Source organism: Celeribacter baekdonensis, assembly GCF_900102315.1.
In the GTDB taxonomy this organism is placed as follows: domain Bacteria; phylum Pseudomonadota; class Alphaproteobacteria; order Rhodobacterales; family Rhodobacteraceae; genus Celeribacter; species Celeribacter baekdonensis.
Window position 1 is genome coordinate 152,122 of sequence record NZ_FNBL01000007.1, and the last position, 15,431, is coordinate 167,552.

General features: G+C 56.2%; 18 protein-coding genes. 10 read left to right on the plus strand and 8 right to left on the minus strand.

The window, feature by feature from the left end; all coding sequences use genetic code 11:
* Positions 1 to 37 precede the first annotated feature (37 nt).
* Positions 38 to 538, minus strand: a complete 501-nt coding sequence (locus BLT54_RS13175) for an Lrp/AsnC family transcriptional regulator (RefSeq protein WP_009573000.1) — start codon at positions 536 to 538, stop codon at positions 38 to 40.
* A 332-nt stretch (positions 539 to 870) separates the two neighbouring features.
* Here BLT54_RS13175 and trxB point away from each other — a divergent pair, with 332 nt between their 5' ends.
* Positions 871 to 1,815, plus strand: a complete 945-nt coding sequence (gene trxB, locus BLT54_RS13180) for a thioredoxin-disulfide reductase (RefSeq protein WP_074645740.1) — start codon at positions 871 to 873, stop codon at positions 1,813 to 1,815.
* A gap of 305 nt (positions 1,816 to 2,120) precedes the next feature.
* Entirely contained in the window at positions 2,121 to 3,833 is a 1,713-nt protein-coding gene (locus tag BLT54_RS13185; protein ID WP_074645741.1) for a bifunctional sulfate adenylyltransferase/adenylylsulfate kinase, read from the plus strand.
* A gap of 76 nt (positions 3,834 to 3,909) precedes the next feature.
* On the opposite strand, the gene BLT54_RS13190 is transcribed toward BLT54_RS13185, so the two are convergent.
* From BLT54_RS13190 to BLT54_RS13200, 3 genes are all read right to left on the minus strand, one after another.
* Complete coding sequence (locus BLT54_RS13190) at positions 3,910 to 4,392, minus strand: cytochrome b (protein WP_074645743.1); 483 nt, start codon at positions 4,390 to 4,392, stop codon at positions 3,910 to 3,912.
* 225 nt (positions 4,393 to 4,617) lie between these two features.
* On the minus strand, positions 4,618 to 4,857 hold the full coding sequence (locus BLT54_RS13195; RefSeq protein ID WP_074645745.1) for a DUF1150 family protein: 240 nt from the start codon (positions 4,855 to 4,857) through the stop codon (positions 4,618 to 4,620).
* A 4-nt stretch (positions 4,858 to 4,861) separates the two neighbouring features.
* Complete coding sequence (locus BLT54_RS13200) at positions 4,862 to 5,275, minus strand: Hsp20 family protein (protein ID WP_074645747.1); 414 nt, start codon at positions 5,273 to 5,275, stop codon at positions 4,862 to 4,864.
* A 210-nt stretch (positions 5,276 to 5,485) separates the two neighbouring features.
* Between BLT54_RS13200 and BLT54_RS13205 the strand changes: the two genes are divergently transcribed.
* The 3 genes from BLT54_RS13205 (at position 5,486) to BLT54_RS13215 (ending at position 7,476) form a co-directional block, all read left to right on the plus strand.
* Positions 5,486 to 5,704, plus strand: a complete 219-nt coding sequence (locus BLT54_RS13205) for a YdcH family protein (RefSeq protein WP_074645749.1) — start codon at positions 5,486 to 5,488, stop codon at positions 5,702 to 5,704.
* Between the two features lie 211 nt (positions 5,705 to 5,915).
* Positions 5,916 to 6,401, plus strand: coding sequence for a 5-(carboxyamino)imidazole ribonucleotide mutase (gene purE, locus BLT54_RS13210; protein ID WP_074645751.1), 486 nt, complete (start codon positions 5,916 to 5,918; stop codon positions 6,399 to 6,401).
* Positions 6,394 to 7,476 carry a 5-(carboxyamino)imidazole ribonucleotide synthase gene (locus BLT54_RS13215; RefSeq protein WP_074645752.1) on the plus strand — a complete coding sequence of 361 codons (1,083 nt, stop codon included), beginning with the start codon at positions 6,394 to 6,396 and terminating at the stop codon, positions 7,474 to 7,476. Before purE ends, BLT54_RS13215 begins: the two co-directional genes overlap by 8 nt.
* A 6-nt stretch (positions 7,477 to 7,482) precedes the next feature.
* Here BLT54_RS13215 and BLT54_RS13220 read toward each other — a convergent pair whose 3' ends face one another.
* The 4 genes from BLT54_RS13220 to BLT54_RS13235 all read right to left on the minus strand — a co-directional run bounded on the left by BLT54_RS13220 (position 7,483) and on the right by BLT54_RS13235 (position 11,163).
* Positions 7,483 to 7,983, minus strand: coding sequence for a GNAT family N-acetyltransferase (locus tag BLT54_RS13220; RefSeq protein WP_074645754.1), 501 nt, complete (start codon positions 7,981 to 7,983; stop codon positions 7,483 to 7,485).
* Between the two features lie 299 nt (positions 7,984 to 8,282).
* Positions 8,283 to 9,926 carry a chaperonin GroEL gene (gene groL, locus BLT54_RS13225; RefSeq protein WP_074645756.1) on the minus strand — a complete coding sequence of 548 codons (1,644 nt, stop codon included), beginning with the start codon at positions 9,924 to 9,926 and terminating at the stop codon, positions 8,283 to 8,285.
* A 42-nt stretch (positions 9,927 to 9,968) separates the two neighbouring features.
* Positions 9,969 to 10,256 (minus strand): co-chaperone GroES, encoded by a 288-nt coding sequence (locus tag BLT54_RS13230; protein ID WP_074645758.1) that lies wholly within the window; start codon positions 10,254 to 10,256, stop codon positions 9,969 to 9,971.
* A gap of 244 nt (positions 10,257 to 10,500) precedes the next feature.
* Positions 10,501 to 11,163 carry a DUF2161 domain-containing phosphodiesterase gene (locus tag BLT54_RS13235; RefSeq protein ID WP_074645760.1) on the minus strand — a complete coding sequence of 221 codons (663 nt, stop codon included), beginning with the start codon at positions 11,161 to 11,163 and terminating at the stop codon, positions 10,501 to 10,503.
* Positions 11,164 to 11,283: 120 nt separating this feature from the next.
* On the opposite strand from BLT54_RS13235, the gene BLT54_RS13240 reads away from it, so the two are divergent.
* From BLT54_RS13240 to BLT54_RS13260, 5 genes are all read left to right on the plus strand, one after another.
* The gene (locus BLT54_RS13240) at positions 11,284 to 12,183 is read left to right on the plus strand and encodes a hypothetical protein (RefSeq protein WP_074645762.1); all 900 of its coding nucleotides are present in this window, start codon (positions 11,284 to 11,286) and stop codon (positions 12,181 to 12,183) included.
* 123 nt (positions 12,184 to 12,306) lie between these two features.
* Positions 12,307 to 13,227, plus strand: a complete 921-nt coding sequence (locus BLT54_RS13245) for a manganese-dependent inorganic pyrophosphatase (RefSeq protein ID WP_074645764.1) — start codon at positions 12,307 to 12,309, stop codon at positions 13,225 to 13,227.
* 62 nt (positions 13,228 to 13,289) lie between these two features.
* Positions 13,290 to 13,769 carry a GNAT family N-acetyltransferase gene (locus BLT54_RS13250; protein ID WP_074645766.1) on the plus strand — a complete coding sequence of 160 codons (480 nt, stop codon included), beginning with the start codon at positions 13,290 to 13,292 and terminating at the stop codon, positions 13,767 to 13,769.
* Positions 13,770 to 13,865: 96 nt separating this feature from the next.
* Positions 13,866 to 14,741: a TIGR01459 family HAD-type hydrolase gene (locus BLT54_RS13255; RefSeq protein ID WP_074645768.1), complete on the plus strand. Its 876-nt coding sequence runs from the start codon at positions 13,866 to 13,868 to the stop codon at positions 14,739 to 14,741.
* 230 nt (positions 14,742 to 14,971) lie between these two features.
* Complete coding sequence (locus BLT54_RS13260; RefSeq protein WP_074645770.1) at positions 14,972 to 15,415, plus strand: MaoC family dehydratase; 444 nt, start codon at positions 14,972 to 14,974, stop codon at positions 15,413 to 15,415.
* The last annotated feature ends 16 nt before the right edge of the window (positions 15,416 to 15,431 follow it).

Sequence of the window (15,431 nt, forward strand, 5' to 3'; positions counted from 1 at the left end):
ACGGGCCGTTTTCTGCGTCTCCCACCCAATAGCGGCTTTAGGCGTTTTGCGCCAAACGGGCTTCGAGCACTTCAAAGGGCACGCCCGGCTCATCCTTGGCACAGCGGATCACCAAGGAGGTTTTGACGCTGGCGACATTCTCGGTCGACAACAACTCTCCGGTGAGAAAGCTTTGAAAGGTCGACAGATCAGGTGCCACGCATTTGAGGATAAAATCCACCTCGCCGTTCAACATGTGACATTCACGGACCAAGGGCCATTCGCGGCATTTTGCCTCAAATTTCGACAGGTCCACCTCGGCCTGACTTTGCAGACCGACCATGGCAAACACCTGAACCTCAAAATTCAGCGCCCGCGCGTCGACGACGGCGTGATAGCCTTTGATGTAGCCGCTCTCTTCCAATGTGCGCACCCGGCGCAGGCAGGGCGGCGCGGAAATCCCCACACGTTTGGCCAACTCAACGTTGGTCATCCGACCGTCAGCCTGTAGTTCAGCAAGGATTTTGCGGTCGATGTCGTCGAGCTTGTGAGGGGGCATGTTTTTCTCCGGTCTTCTTGGCCAAATCGGGCATGTTTTTCGAAACATGTGCGCAGGCGGCTCCACGCGCAACTTTCTTTCTCATTTCAGCAAGATCATTTCAAGAGGATTTCGCCACAACGGCGATCAAGATCACAGCACACGCCCAAGTTTTCGGCTAAAATCTCCAGTATCAGCCGCAAATGCGGGGTTAAAGCCGCGTTCTCTCGCATCCGCTGCGCCGTTTTGAACGCCCATCCGCGCAGAAAGGAACAGCCAACGGGGTTTGCGCTACACCGCAGTCATGCCTATATCGGAGCCAACACGACAGATACCAAGAAAGAGGCCCCAAAATGGCGGACACGAAACACACCAAAGTTCTGATCATCGGGTCAGGTCCGGCGGGTTACACGGCGGGCGTTTATGCCTCCCGCGCAATGTTGTCTCCGATCCTTGTGCAGGGAATGGAGCCGGGCGGGCAATTGACCACCACGACCGAGGTCGAAAACTGGCCGGGCGAAAGCGAAATTCAAGGCCCCGAGTTGATGGTCAAGATGCAAGAGCACGCGAAAGCCATGGGCACGGAGATCATTTCCGACCTGATCACCGAACTCGACACGGATGTACGTCCTTTCGTGGCCAAAAGCGACAGCGGCACGATCTACACGGCGGATGCGGTGATTTTGGCAACGGGTGCGCGGGCAAAATGGCTCGGGCTCGCCTCAGAAGACGCGTTCAAAGGCTTTGGCGTCTCGGCCTGCGCCACCTGTGACGGGTTCTTTTACCGCGGCATGGAGATCGTTGTGATCGGCGGCGGCAATACGGCCGTCGAAGAAGCGCTGTTTTTGACCAATTTCGCCTCGAAAGTGACACTGATCCATCGCCGCGACAGCTTGCGGGCGGAAAAAATCCTGATTGATCGGTTGATGAAGAATGAGAAAATTCATCCGCTCTGGGATCACGAATTGGTTGAAGTCTTTGGCGACGAAGCCCCGCTCAAAGGCGTCAACGGCGTGCGCGCGCGCAATGTCAAAACCGGCGAGATCACCGAAATTCCGGCCAAAGGCGTGTTTGTCGCCATTGGGCACGCCCCCGCGACGGAGTTGGTCAAAGGTAAATTGGAACTGCACAACGGCGGCTATGTGAAGGTGAAACCGGGATCGACCGAAACCTCAATCCCCGGTGTGTTTGCGGCGGGTGATTTGACCGACCACAAATATCGCCAAGCGGTGACGAGCGCAGGCATGGGCTGTATGGCCGCCCTTGACGCCGAACATTGGCTTGCGGCCCAAGAGTAAGATCCGGCACGCCGCATACTACCCGCCCGAAACTGAGTCGCCCCCACGGGTGCCCCGGTCTCTGGCGGGCAGTATGCGGTGCCTATGAAAATGATGAGACCGGGATATTGATCTCTCAAGATCAACATTTGTCGGAAAATTGGTCGGAATAGACCAAAGAATGAGGCCTTTGGGCCTCATTTCATCTTTCTGCACCTGCAGCATGTTGATTTTCATGCCGAGCTCAGGCTAATCGGACGAGATTGACCCGACCAGAGTCGATTATTGTACATTGTCGAACTGTCCAGCCAAAAAAGGCCTTCCGTATGTCCCAAAACCTTGCACCGATCCCTGAGCTTTACGTCTCTTATGAGAGCGCACAAAAGCTGAAAGTTGAGGCCGCCAATCTCGTAAGCTGGGACTTGACCCCGCGCCAGATTTGCGACCTTGAGTTGCTGATGAACGGTGGGTTTAACCCGCTCAAAGGGTTTCTGAGCGAGGCCGATTATGACGGTGTCGTGGACAACCTGCGCCTGGCGGACGGAACACTTTGGCCGATGCCGATCACACTGGATGTGTCCGAAGCCTTCGCAGAAGCACTCGAAGACGGCCAAGACATCGCGCTGCGCGACCAAGAGGGCGTGATTCTTGCAACGATGACGGTCACCGACAATTGGGTGCCGAACAAAGCGAAAGAGGCCGCGAGTGTCTTTGGTGCGGATGATGACGCCCACCCGGCCGTGAATTATCTTCATAACACCGCCGGCAAAGTGTACCTCGGCGGTCCGATCACCGGCATTCAACAGCCGGTGCATTACGATTTTCGTGGCCGTCGCGACACGCCGAACGAACTGCGCGCCTATTTCCGCAAAATGGGCTGGCGCAAAGTTGTGGCCTTCCAAACCCGCAACCCGTTGCACCGCGCGCACCAGGAACTGACCTTCCGCGCCGCGAAAGAAGCCCAGGCCAACCTTTTGATTCATCCGGTCGTTGGCATGACCAAACCGGGCGACGTCGACCACTTTACCCGTGTGCGCTGCTATGAGGCAGTTTTGGACAAATACCCGGCCTCGACCACTGCGATGTCTCTTTTGCCGCTGGCCATGCGTATGGCGGGTCCACGCGAAGCTGTGTGGCACGGCCTGATCCGCGCCAACTACGGCTGTACCCATTTCATCGTCGGTCGCGACCACGCAGGCCCCGGCAACAATTCCAAAGGCGAAGATTTCTATGGCCCCTATGAGGCGCAGGACCTGTTCCGCGAGCATCAAGAGGAAATGGGCATCGAAATGGTCGACTTCAAACACATGGTTTGGGTCCAGGAGCGCGCTCAGTACGAAGCCATCGACGAGATCGAAGACAAGGATAAAATCACCATCCTGAACATCTCCGGCACCGAACTGCGTCGTCGCTTGGCCGAAGGTCTTGAGATCCCGGAATGGTTCTCTTTCCCGGAAGTTGTGAAAGAGCTGCGCCGCACCAAACCGCCGCGCTCCAAACAGGGGTTCACCGTGTTCTTCACCGGTTTCTCTGGCTCTGGAAAATCCACCATCGCCAACGCTTTGATGGTTAAACTGATGGAAATGGGCGGTCGCCCGGTCACGCTTCTCGATGGCGACATCGTGCGTAAAAACCTGTCCTCCGAACTGGGTTTCTCGAAAGAGCACCGTGACCTGAACATCCGCCGCATCGGCTATGTTGCCTCTGAGATCACCAAAAACGGCGGTATCGCCATCTGTGCGCCGATCGCACCTTATGCAACGACCCGCCGCGCCGTGCGCGAAGATGTCGAAGCCTTTGGCGCCTTTGTCGAAGTCCATGTCGCGACCACGATCGAAGAATGTGAAAAACGTGATCGCAAGGGACTCTACAAACTGGCACGCGAAGGCAAGATCAAAGAATTCACCGGGATTTCCGATCCTTACGATGTCCCGGAAAAACCCGAACTGCGCGTGGATACGGTTGGCGCCGATGTCGACAACTGTGCGCATCAGGTGATTTTGAAACTCGAAGCCATGGGTCTGATTGCCGCTCAATAACGACCCAACACCTTTGTCATCAAAAAGCCCCGGTCCTTAGGATCGGGGCTTTTTTGCGCAATCAGCGCGAGAGATCTCAGCGCAGTGACATCCGTTTGAGCAGATTGTCTTTCAAAATAAACTGATGATAGAGCGCCGCCACGACGTGAACGAGGATGAGCAAGACGGTCAGGTTGACCAAAACCTCATGGGCGTCGCCCGCAATCTTGACCCCAAGGAACCAAGCAGACGCCCCCGCCATTGGCGTCAGGATCATGGTCGCATACAGACCGACATGCACGAGTTGCGCGGCTTTTTCCATCAAAGGGTGCGGCGCAGGCGGCATCGCAGGCGCGCCTTGGATCAGACGAACAAGGACGCGCAGGGTCATCAAGGCAAGCGTGACAACACCAACGATCACATGGAATTTGGCGGTGAGAGTGTCATTCACCCCCGTCTTCAAAAACGCATCAAGCGCGCGCCCCATGCCATCAGAGACGATATAGTTAAAGGCAAAGGTCAAAACGACGGCCCAGTGCAACAGCTTTTGCAGCAGGGAATAAGATTGGGAGGTTTTCATATGACGCTCACTCTCAGGTCAGTTGGGGAAAGACCGAGCGTGCCGGCTCGGTGGTGCCTGACCTAGAGATAGGGATGAAAGCCCCCCAAGCGCAAATACTGATTTGGCCTTTTTAGGGGGCTATACCTTGAGTTTACCCGGTTTGGCGCAGGATACGGGTCTTTAAAGCCTTCGATGTTGCGGGCGCTTTGCTCCTGATCTTAATCAGATCAAAAGCAAAACGCTTTAGTGCACATTCACCGGCGCGTAGTCATGTTCACGCGCCAAAGCGAAAGCCAAAGGAAGATTGGCAACAAGCGCAAGCCGCGTGCCGTCAGCGTCATTCACCGAATAGATATGGTCGAGGCCCTCGGCCTGACTTTGCACCTCTTTGGGCAAATCAGACACGGCAACGGGACGTACATAGACAATTTTTTCCTCTGATCCGACGCCTGCCGCCGGGACATGTGGGTATGAAGCATTCATGGGCTTATCCCTTCCGTATTTGAATGGTTTGAACAACGCTTTCGGCCACAGCGCGATTGAGATCTATGTGCAATAGCCCGTTTTCCGTTGACGCACCGGTGACTTCGACCCCATCGGCCAACACGAAAGCACGCTGAAACTGACGGCCCGCGATGCCGCGATGTAGGAAAACCCGCGCCTCCGCATCCTCGGCTTGGCGTCCGCGCACAACCAACTGCCGGTCCTCCAAAGTGATCGACAGGTCCGCATCCGAAAACCCAGCCACGGCAAGGGTGATCCGATAGGTGTGATCGGAGGATTGCTCGATATTATAAGGCGGGTAAGCCCCCGCGTCCGATTTTGCGGTGCGTTCCACCAAACGTTCCAATTGGTCGAATCCCAACAGAAACGGATGGGCACCAAAACTTACTTTCGTCATTACACGTCCTCTCCCAGAAGCGACTGTGTTCCATCAAGAACCCCAAAAGCGGCAGCCCTTTGGTTAAGATATGGGAGTTGCAACGCGGGCTTCAAGAGAGGCCAGCAGAGTGCTTTGAGTTTTGAAAGTTTAGGAGTAGAGTTGAAACAGACCGCGCGCCCGCAATATTGGCGGCGACAACAGACCAGAAAAACAGATAGAGACAACGCGATGAACGTGTCCAACCGAATGGATCATAACGACGTGCTTCGGGTCAAACTTGAAGTGCTCAAACGCGAACATCGTGATCTTGATGTCGCCATTGAAGCGATGCAGCAAACCGGCCATTTGGATGCCCTGCGGCTTCAGCGAATGAAAAAGCAAAAGCTGTCGCTCAAGGACCGGATCGCGGTCATCGAAGATGAAATCACTCCGGATATCATCGCCTAAAGCGTCACGCCTTTCACCTGAGACAGGGAAAGGCGTGACGCTGCCAGACATATCAATGGTGTGGGCGTTCCGCCATAAACCCGTGAGACAGGTTTATGGCGGAACGCTTTAAAGCGGCTTTTCCAAACGTCCCGTTGCGTAAAATCGGCTGCGCGTTATAAGGCGGGCGAGTGCAACACATCGCGAACCTATCTTCTGAGGGATCAATCATATGAGCGTCGACGTCGGCATCATTATGGGCAGCCAATCCGATTGGCCGACCATGAAACGCGCAGCGGAAATTCTGGACGAATTGGGCATCTCTTATGAGGCAAAAATCGTCTCCGCCCACCGCACGCCGGACCGGCTTTGGAGCTATGGCAAAGAGGCCGCGGGGCGGGGTCTCAAAGTGATCATCGCAGGGGCCGGCGGGGCCGCACATTTGCCCGGCATGATGGCGTCGAAAACCCGCATCCCCGTGGTCGGCGTGCCGGTGCAAACCCGCGCCTTGTCCGGCGTTGATAGCCTCTATTCCATCGTGCAAATGCCCAAGGGTTTCCCGGTTGCCACCATGGCAATTGGTGAAGCGGGCGCAGCCAATGCCGGCCTGATGGCGGCTGGCATTTTGGCGATCACCGATGCCGATCTGGCCGCACGCCTGGATGCGTGGCGCGAAGCCCTCTCTGCCTCCATCCCGGATGAACCCGCCGATGACTGATGTGACCCCTCTTCCCTCTGGCGCAACCATCGGCATTCTTGGCGGTGGTCAACTGGGCCGCATGTTGTCGGTCGCGGCCTCCCGTCTGGGGTTCAAAACCTGCGTGTTTGAACCCGGCGGCGATTGCCCTGCGGCCCATGTCGCCAACGCTCATGTCCAGGCTGGCTATGACGACGTCGAGGCGTTGAAAACATTCGCGCACTCCGTCGATGTGGTGACCTATGAGTTCGAAAACGTGCCGACGTCTGCGCTTGATCTGATCGAATCCATCGTGCCGATCCGTCCAAACCGCAAAGCCTTGGCCGTGTCGCAAGACCGCTTGGCGGAAAAGGCGTTTTTGTCGGGTCTGGGCCTGACGGTTGCCCCCTTTGCCGCCGTCGATGACGCTGTCGATTTGGCCGAAGCCATGGCCGAAATTGGCACCCATGCCATCTTGAAAACCCGCCGCTTTGGCTATGACGGCAAAGGTCAGGCTCGGATCATGTCGCCCGACGATGCCCCACAAGCGCTGGCCGATATGGCGGGCGCTGCGGCGGTTTTGGAAGGCTTTGTCAGCTTCACCCATGAGGTGTCGGTGATTGCCGCACGCGGTCAGGCGGGGGATATTTCCTGTTTCGATCCGGGTGAAAACGTCCACATCAACGGCATTTTGCACACCACCACCGTGCCCGCGCGCCTCTCCCCCGCCCAGCGCACCGATGCCGTTCTTTTGGCCGCTAAAATATTGAATGCGCTGGATTATGTCGGTGTCATGGGGGTCGAACTCTTTGTCACACCGCAAGGGCTTGTGGTCAATGAAGTCGCGCCGCGCGTGCACAATTCGGGCCACTGGACCCAAAACGGCTGTGTGATTGATCAGTTCGAACAACACATTCGTGCTGTTGTCGGCTGGCCTTTGGGGGATGGCGCGCGCCACTCCAATGTGGAGATGCTCAACCTCATCGGCGACGATGTGGATCGCATCCCCGAGTTTGCCAAGAACGCCACCATGGCGATCCATCTTTATGGCAAAGCGGATGCGAAACCGGGCCGTAAAATGGGCCATGTGAATACGGTTTTGGGGCCAGCGAGCTAAACCGCTTTAGGTGACAAGGTTCTCATTGAGACGCGTGTAGGCCTTGGGGTAGATCAAGCGCTCAGATTGCATCCCGGTGCCCGGCGCAATCGGATAGAGCGAGGTGTATTCGGAGGCAAAAGGCGTCTCCAAACGCGATGCCGCCAGCGTTGAAAACCCAACCCGGTGGAAATAGGCCGGATCACCGACAACGACCACAGCTTTGGCGCCTTCGCGCTTGGCATGGTTCATGCCACGCGTCACCAATTCACGCCCCATCCCACGTTTGTGTCGGTTGGGAGAAACCGCCAAAATCGACAGCGCCCACCAATCTTGCGGCACGATCATGCGCGCACAACAAATATAACCGATGATCCGCCCATCTTCGACCGCCACGCGTTCCATGGCTACCGCCTCTTCCTGACGCAGAGCCAGAGCAAATCGGTACATCTCCGGACCACCAAATGTGCCATCCAGCAAAATGGACAGCGGCAGATCATCGTCAGTGGTCAGGGGGCGCAAGAACATGTCTATATCTCTAAAAAGGGCTGTTAAAACTTTGCAGGGCGAGCATGGGGCATGCAAGCGGCAACTGGCTTATCTTTGTAAAATCATAGGACTGAGGCGAATATGTTGTTTTTCTGGGCAGGCAGGGCGCGACATATGGCATTCCAAAAGTTTTTTCAGCCCTGCCGCACTTAACGCACCCCACATCTTTGGCACTCGCCCAAGAACCACCCAGATCAAAAGATAAGGGCCGCCCGAAAGCGACCCTTAAATGATTTAGCGATTGGGCTGATGCCAAGCGATTTCCGAGTGGAAATCCCTTACATCATGCCGCCCATACCGCCCATGCCACCCATGTCGGGCATGCCGCCATTGCCGCCGTCTTTCGACGGCTTGTCGGCGATCATGGCTTCGGTGGTGATCAGCAAACCAGCGATGGAAGACGCATCTTCCAGAGCGGTGCGGGTCACTTTGGCCGGGTCGATCACACCAAACGCGAACATGTCGCCATATTCTTCGGTTTGAGCATTGAAGCCAAAGGTAAGGTCGGTGGATTCGCGCACTTTGCCAGCCACAACAGCGCCATCGACGCCAGCGTTTTCGGCAATCTGACGCAGCGGAGCTTCGAGCGCACGGCGCACGATGGCGATACCGGCGTTCTGATCAGAGTTTTCGCCTGTCAGACCTTCGAGCACTTTACCAGCCTGAACCAGAGCCACACCACCGCCAACGACGATGCCTTCCTGGACAGCGGCGCGGGTTGCGTTGAGAGCATCGTCCACACGGTCTTTGCGCTCTTTGACTTCAACTTCGGTCATGCCGCCAACGCGGATCACGGCCACACCACCGGCGAGTTTCGCAACACGCTCCTGGAGTTTTTCGCGATCGTAGTCAGAGGTGGTTTCTTCGATCTGGGTGCGGATCTGAGCCACGCGTGCTTCGATCTCAGCCTTGGCACCTGCGCCGTCGATGATGGTGGTTTCATCTTTGGTGATGGTGATTTTCTTGGCGGAACCGAGCATGTCCATGGTGACATTTTCGAGTTTCATGCCGAGATCTTCGGAGATCACCTGACCGCCGGTGAGGATCGCGATGTCTTGCAACATGGCTTTGCGGCGATCGCCGAAACCCGGTGCTTTGACAGCCGCGATTTTCAAACCGCCGCGCAGTTTGTTGACCACGAGGGTCGCAAGCGCTTCGCCTTCCACATCTTCAGCGATGATGAGGAGCGGTTTTTGCGACTGGATGACCTGCTCCAAGAGCGGCACCATCGGCTGCAGCGAAGAGAGTTTTTTCTCGTGCAAGAGCACGATGCAATCTTCGAGTTCTGCGATCATTTTGTCCGGGTTGGTGACAAAATACGGGGACAGGTAGCCACGGTCGAACTGCATGCCTTCGACCACGGTGGTCTCGGTTTCCATGCCTTTGTTCTCTTCGACGGTGATCACGCCGTCGTTGCCGACTTTCTGCATCGCATCGGCGATTTGACGACCGATTTCAGCTTCGCCGTTGGCGGAGATGGTGCCAACCTGAGCCACTTCGGCGGTGTCGTTGACGGGGCGTGCCGCGTCTTTGATCGCCTGAACGACTTTGAGGGTCGCAAGGTCGATACCGCGCTTCAGGTCCATCGGGTTCAGACCAGCAGCAACCTGCTTGAGGCCTTCTTTGATGATCGCCTGAGCGAGAACGGTGGCGGTGGTGGTGCCGTCGCCAGCTTCGTCATTGGTACGCGAGGCCACTTCTTTGACCATCTGCGCGCCCATGTTTTCGAACTTGTCTTCGAGATCAATCTCTTTGGCAACCGACACACCGTCTTTGGTGATACGCGGGGACCCGAAGGATTTTTCGATGACAACGTTGCGGCCTTTCGGGCCGAGGGTCACTTTAACAGCATCTGCGAGGATGTTCACGCCGCGCAGCATGCGGTTGCGTGCATCGACGTCGAATTTGACTTCTTTAGCCATGGTAAGCTCCTGAATTCAGGTGAAAGGAAAAGGGGGACGATCTCAGGCGATGATGCCGAGAATGTCCGACTCTTTCATGATGAGCAGTTCTTCGCCCTCAACGGTGATTTCGGTGCCGGACCATTTGCCGAACAGAACGATGTCACCTGCTTTGACGGAGGGCGCGATCAATTCGCCACTGTCTTTACGTGCGCCTTCACCAACGGAGACGATTTCGCCTTCGGCCGGTTTTTCTTTTGCGCTATCGGGGATGATCAGGCCGCCCTTGGTTTTGTCATCGCCTTCAACGCGACGAACTACAACGCGGTCATGCAGCGGTTTAAATGCCATCTTCGAGGCTCCCTTGCTCAAAGTTTCAGTTGTCAGCACCACCTCTTTGGGTGGGCGTAAATCTTGCGTTAGCACTCACTGCCTGTGAGTGACAACGCTGCATAGTTAGGGAGGACAAGGAGAGCTGTCAACAGTCGTGATTTGAAAAATTTATGCCAAAGCCTGCGCTCAAATTGCTTGGGGGCCCTTGGCAAAACCATTGCGAAACCATTGGTGCCCCCAAGGTGCAATTTTGCAAGAAACTCTAGGATTTCAAAGGTATTTCCGCATTCAAGCCCGCATCTGTGAGCGTATAAACGCCGAGAGAGGCACGCACAAACCAGCCATAGTGATTGTCGGCCATGATCCGAGTGGCCTGAACCACCCCTGTGGCTTTTGCCACCACATGACCTTTGCTCGGCCCATGTTCCAAAAGATGCGCCCGACAGCGTACGGCGTTTTGGCGATAACTCGTCACCCGCCCACCTGCCGGGGTGCCCCCAAGATTCGGATCGCCCTCGCGGGTCGCAAATTCTTTGACCAGTTTGGCAGACTTGACCTTGTTCTTACGCGGTACAAAGGGCCGGGGATCGTGATGCACTTGCACCGTACCCTCCGCAACATTCACCGAAATCACCCCAAGCCCCAAGCGTTTGCACAGCCCAAGGTTCCCCTTGAACATCCGCCAACCCGCCTTGCCCTTCCACCGTGGCACGGCAAGGTAGACCTGATCGGTCAACGCCTGACGGGCTATGCCCTGTTGCAACAGAATCAGCGAAAACCCGGTTTTCAACTCGATGATCACCGGGGCCTCATCTGGTTTCACCGCCATCACATCGGCGCCCCTGACCTCGGCTTTCACCTCATAGCCAAGCCTTTCGAAATGGGCTTTGACGGGCGAATAAAGATCGGTTTCTTTCAGGGTCATGACGGTATCCCCTCCAATTCACGCCCCATTCCGGCAACTAACGAATTCCTCATTGGGAACTTCTGCTATATCTGCGCTCATAAAGATATCGCCTCGCATTTGAGAACAGAAGGGATTGACGTGAAACCGAATAAAGTTGCTGCAGTCACGATGGCATGGAATTCTCCCGTACTCCTCAAAAAATGGGTCGAGCATAACGCCGCCGCTTATGGCCGCGAAAACCTGTTTGTCATTTCTCACGGCAATGATCCGGCACAAGCCGCCGTCGCAGAGGGCACAAATTACATCACCCTGCCGCGCGAATTCAACGCGGAATTCGATGCGATCCGGTGGCGGTTCCTGTCCAACTACGCCTCCGGCCTGTTGGAATATTACAAGGTTGTTCAGGTCAACGACGTCGATGAGCTGATCATCATGGACCCTGAGGTGGGCACGGACCGCAAGGAGTATTTGCTGTCTTTGGCGGATCAGGGCCATTTTGCCCCTGTCGGCTATGACGTCCTGCCCCTGAATGGCGACCAAAACAATCTTGCGGGACTGGATTGGAGCAAGCCTCTGTCAGAACAGGCACCCTATGCCGTTTTGCGCGCGCGGTTTTGTAAACCCTGCATCATCACAGCGCCGGTCGAAATGATGCCCGGCGGCCATTCCCTCAAGCACACAAAATTCAAAGTGGATAGCGCGTTGATGTTGGCGCATTTGAAACTGTTGGACAGCGCGCTGTGGCAATCGCATTACGACACGCTGGCCCATGACGCGCGCATCGCAACACGGCGCGCACGGACAAGGGACGAACGCATTCCGCGCGGCATCCGTGGTTTTGGTCGCGGCGCCGATCAGGTCCGCGCGTTGATCGAGACGGGGATGGATCGCCCCTTTGACCTCCAAGCAGCTCCCGGCGATGCGGCCAGTTTTTTAAACAACCGACTGGAATTGATTTATGAGGGCTGGCGGGTCGAACCGCGCGATGAGGAAGAATATATCATTCGCCTCGCCCCCCGATATATGGGGGCGTTTTAGCGCCACATGCCCTGCACGCGGCCCACCGAAACAGCCCCGCGCTCAACAGGTGACAAGCCATGCTGCACCGCCTATAAGGGCCGCGAAATACCAATATCCTCACGCTATCTATGGGACAGACATATGACCACGCTCGTTTTCGGCCACAAATCCCCTGACACAGATTCCACCGGTTCCCCGCTCATCTGGGCATGGTACCTCAACGAAGTGAAAGGCGTTGACGCCAAACCCGTGCTTTTGGGCGCGCCGAACACAGAAGCCGCTTTTGTGGTTGAGAAATGGGGGTTCGAGACGCCCGAGATCATTTCTGAAGTTGCTGAAGGCCAAGACGTTGTCATCGTCGACACCAACAACCCGGCCGAATTGCCGGACGCAATCAACGACGCCAATGTCATCGCCATCATTGACCACCACAAACTTGTGGGCGGTCTTGAGACCAAAGGTCCGATCGACATCACCATCCGCCCGCTCGCCTGCACCGCGACCATCATGTATGACCTGATGGGCGATGACGCCGCCAAAATGCCCGACAATATCAAAGGCGCGATGCTGTCTTGCATCCTCTCCGACACGTTGGAATTCCGCTCCCCGACCACCACGGATGTGGACAAAGAACTGGCCGTGAAACTGGCCGCCGAGTTGAACATCAATCTGGGCCAATATGCCTCTGAAATGTTCGAAGCCAAATCCGATGTCTCCGCCTTTTCTGACGCCGAATTGTTGCGGATGGATTCGAAAGAATATGCCGTCGAAGGCACCAAATTCCGCGTCTCCGTGTTGGAAACCACCGCGCCGAAAATCGTGCTGGACCGCAAGGCCAGCCTGTTGGCCTCCATGATTGATGTCGCCAAGGAAGACGGCGTAGATCATGTGTTGTTGTTCGTGGTCGACATCCTCAATGAGGAAGCCACAATGTTTGTGCAAAACGATGTGGTCAAAACCGTGGCTGAGAAATCATTTGGCGCAACGGTCACCGGCGACTCCGTTGTGTTGCCGGGCATCATGTCCCGCAAAAAACAGATCATTCCGAACCTGAAGCTGTAATCTAAGCTATAGTCCAAAGGCCCGCCCAATCCGGCGGGCCTTTTTCGTTTGAGGAGCCGTTCATGGCGACACGCCCGGATTTCATGCGCGAACTGAAACGCGGCGAAGAAGACGAGGTCTCCGCCCTTTTGACCGCTGCCTTTGGTCAAAAAGACGAGGCCAGACTGGTCGAGGATCTGCGCAAAACCCGCGCGATTGCCGGTGAAATGGTCTTGCCCTCCTCCGAGGGACTTGTCGGCTATGCTGCGCTCTCGACCATGATCTCGCCCAAAGGCTGGCTCTGCCTCGCCCCGGTCGCCATCCGCCCCGACATGCAACGTCACGGTCATGGTCGGCGCCTTGTTGGCATGATTTCGCAATGGGCGGAGATGAGCGGCAACAGCTTGGTCGTTTTGGGCGATCCGGCGTTTTACACGCGCTGTGGCTTTGCCCCGATCCCGGAGGGTTTCACCACTCCTTACGCGCTGGACCACACCTTGATCGCAGGCCCGGCAAAGACGAAAACTCCCGCGCTGATCTACCCCAAAGCTTTTGGAGTCTAACATGCTGAGGGTCCCGATCAGTCGCGCTTGATGCCGCCCCTCCCCTTTTCGCCCAAATAGCCTATATCAAAGGCGACCCTAAATTCAGAGGCCCCCATGACCCGCCTGATCCAATCGCTCTCCGAAATTTCCACCAATTACGACGCGCTGTTCGTCGATCTGTGGGGCTGTGTCCACAACGGCGTAACCGCCTACCCCGAGGCCTGTGCCGCCCTGCAAGACTATCGCAAAACCGGCGGCAAGGTGGTGTTGGTGACCAACTCCCCGCGGCCTTGGCGCTCGGTTGCGACCCAAATCAAAGAATTTGGTGTGCCGGATGACGCCTATGACGCCATTGCCACCTCTGGCGATTCGGCGCGTTTGGCAATGTATCTGGGCGTGGTGGGGCAAAAGGTGCACCACATCGGCGACATGTTCAAAGACGATTTCATGCAGCCGATGGACATCATTATGGAAGAAGCGCTTGAGATCACCGAAGTGCCGCTGAAAGACGCGGAGGGCATTGTCTGCTCCGGTCCAGAAGACCCTCTGGCCGATCCCGAAGAGTATCGCGGCACCTTCCTCTACGCCAAGCAAAAGGGCATGAAACTGCTCTGTGCCAACCCTGACATTGTTGTGGATCGTGGCGAGGTTCGGGAATGGTGCGCCGGGGCTTTGGCCGCGCTTTATACCGAGATGGGCGGTGAGAGCCTCTATTTCGGCAAACCGCACCCGCCGATTTATGATCTGGCCCGGCGTCGCCTGTCGCGCCTCGCCGACATCGAGGACGCGCGCATTCTGTGCATTGGCGATGGCATTGGCACCGACGTGATGGGCGGCATTGGTGAGGGCTTGGACGTGTTGTTCATCACCGGCGGCTTGGCGGCGAAAGAATTCGGCCCCGATCCGGTCAACCCCGATCCAGCGCGACTTAAAATGTGGCTCTCCGAGCAAAACCTGGCTCCGACGGCGGCCATTTCCCTTCTACGCTAAAGCCTTCGATGATGCGGATGCTTTGTATCTGATCAAATGCGAGATGCGTTAAACGGCAATGGCACGGCGGATATGCCGCGCCATTGCCAAAGTGCCTCAAATAAGAGACATGTCGTGAGAAATATATTTACGCACAACATCACATTTTAGTTTTTTTCTTTCGCGCAATATTGTTTCGCTTATGATTTAGGTCTATGCTGCACTGCAACACAGCGAAGGATTCGGAGATCATGTTGGACAATATGCCCCGCGGAACCATCTGCATCGAGGACATCGAGATTGGGATGACACGCTCTTTGCGCAAGACCATCACCGATCATGACATCGAGCTGTTTGGTGAAATTTCGACCGACCGCAACCCCGTGCATTTCGACGATGACTATGCCAACGACACGATTTTCGAAGGCCGCATCGCCCATGGCATGTTGACTGCGGGTCTCATTTCGGCGGTGATTGGCGAGCAATTGCCCGGCCATGGCACCATCTACATGGGCCAGACTTTGAAATTCCTCGCCCCCGTGCGCCCCGGCGACACTGTGTTGGCCGAAGTGACCGTGACCGACATCATCCATGCAAAACGCCGGGTTGCTCTTGAATGTCGCTGTACCGTAGGCGATACCGTAGTCTTGAAAGGCGAGGCTATGGTGCTTGCGCCGAGCCGCAAATTCGACTGACGCGGGGGGCTCCCCG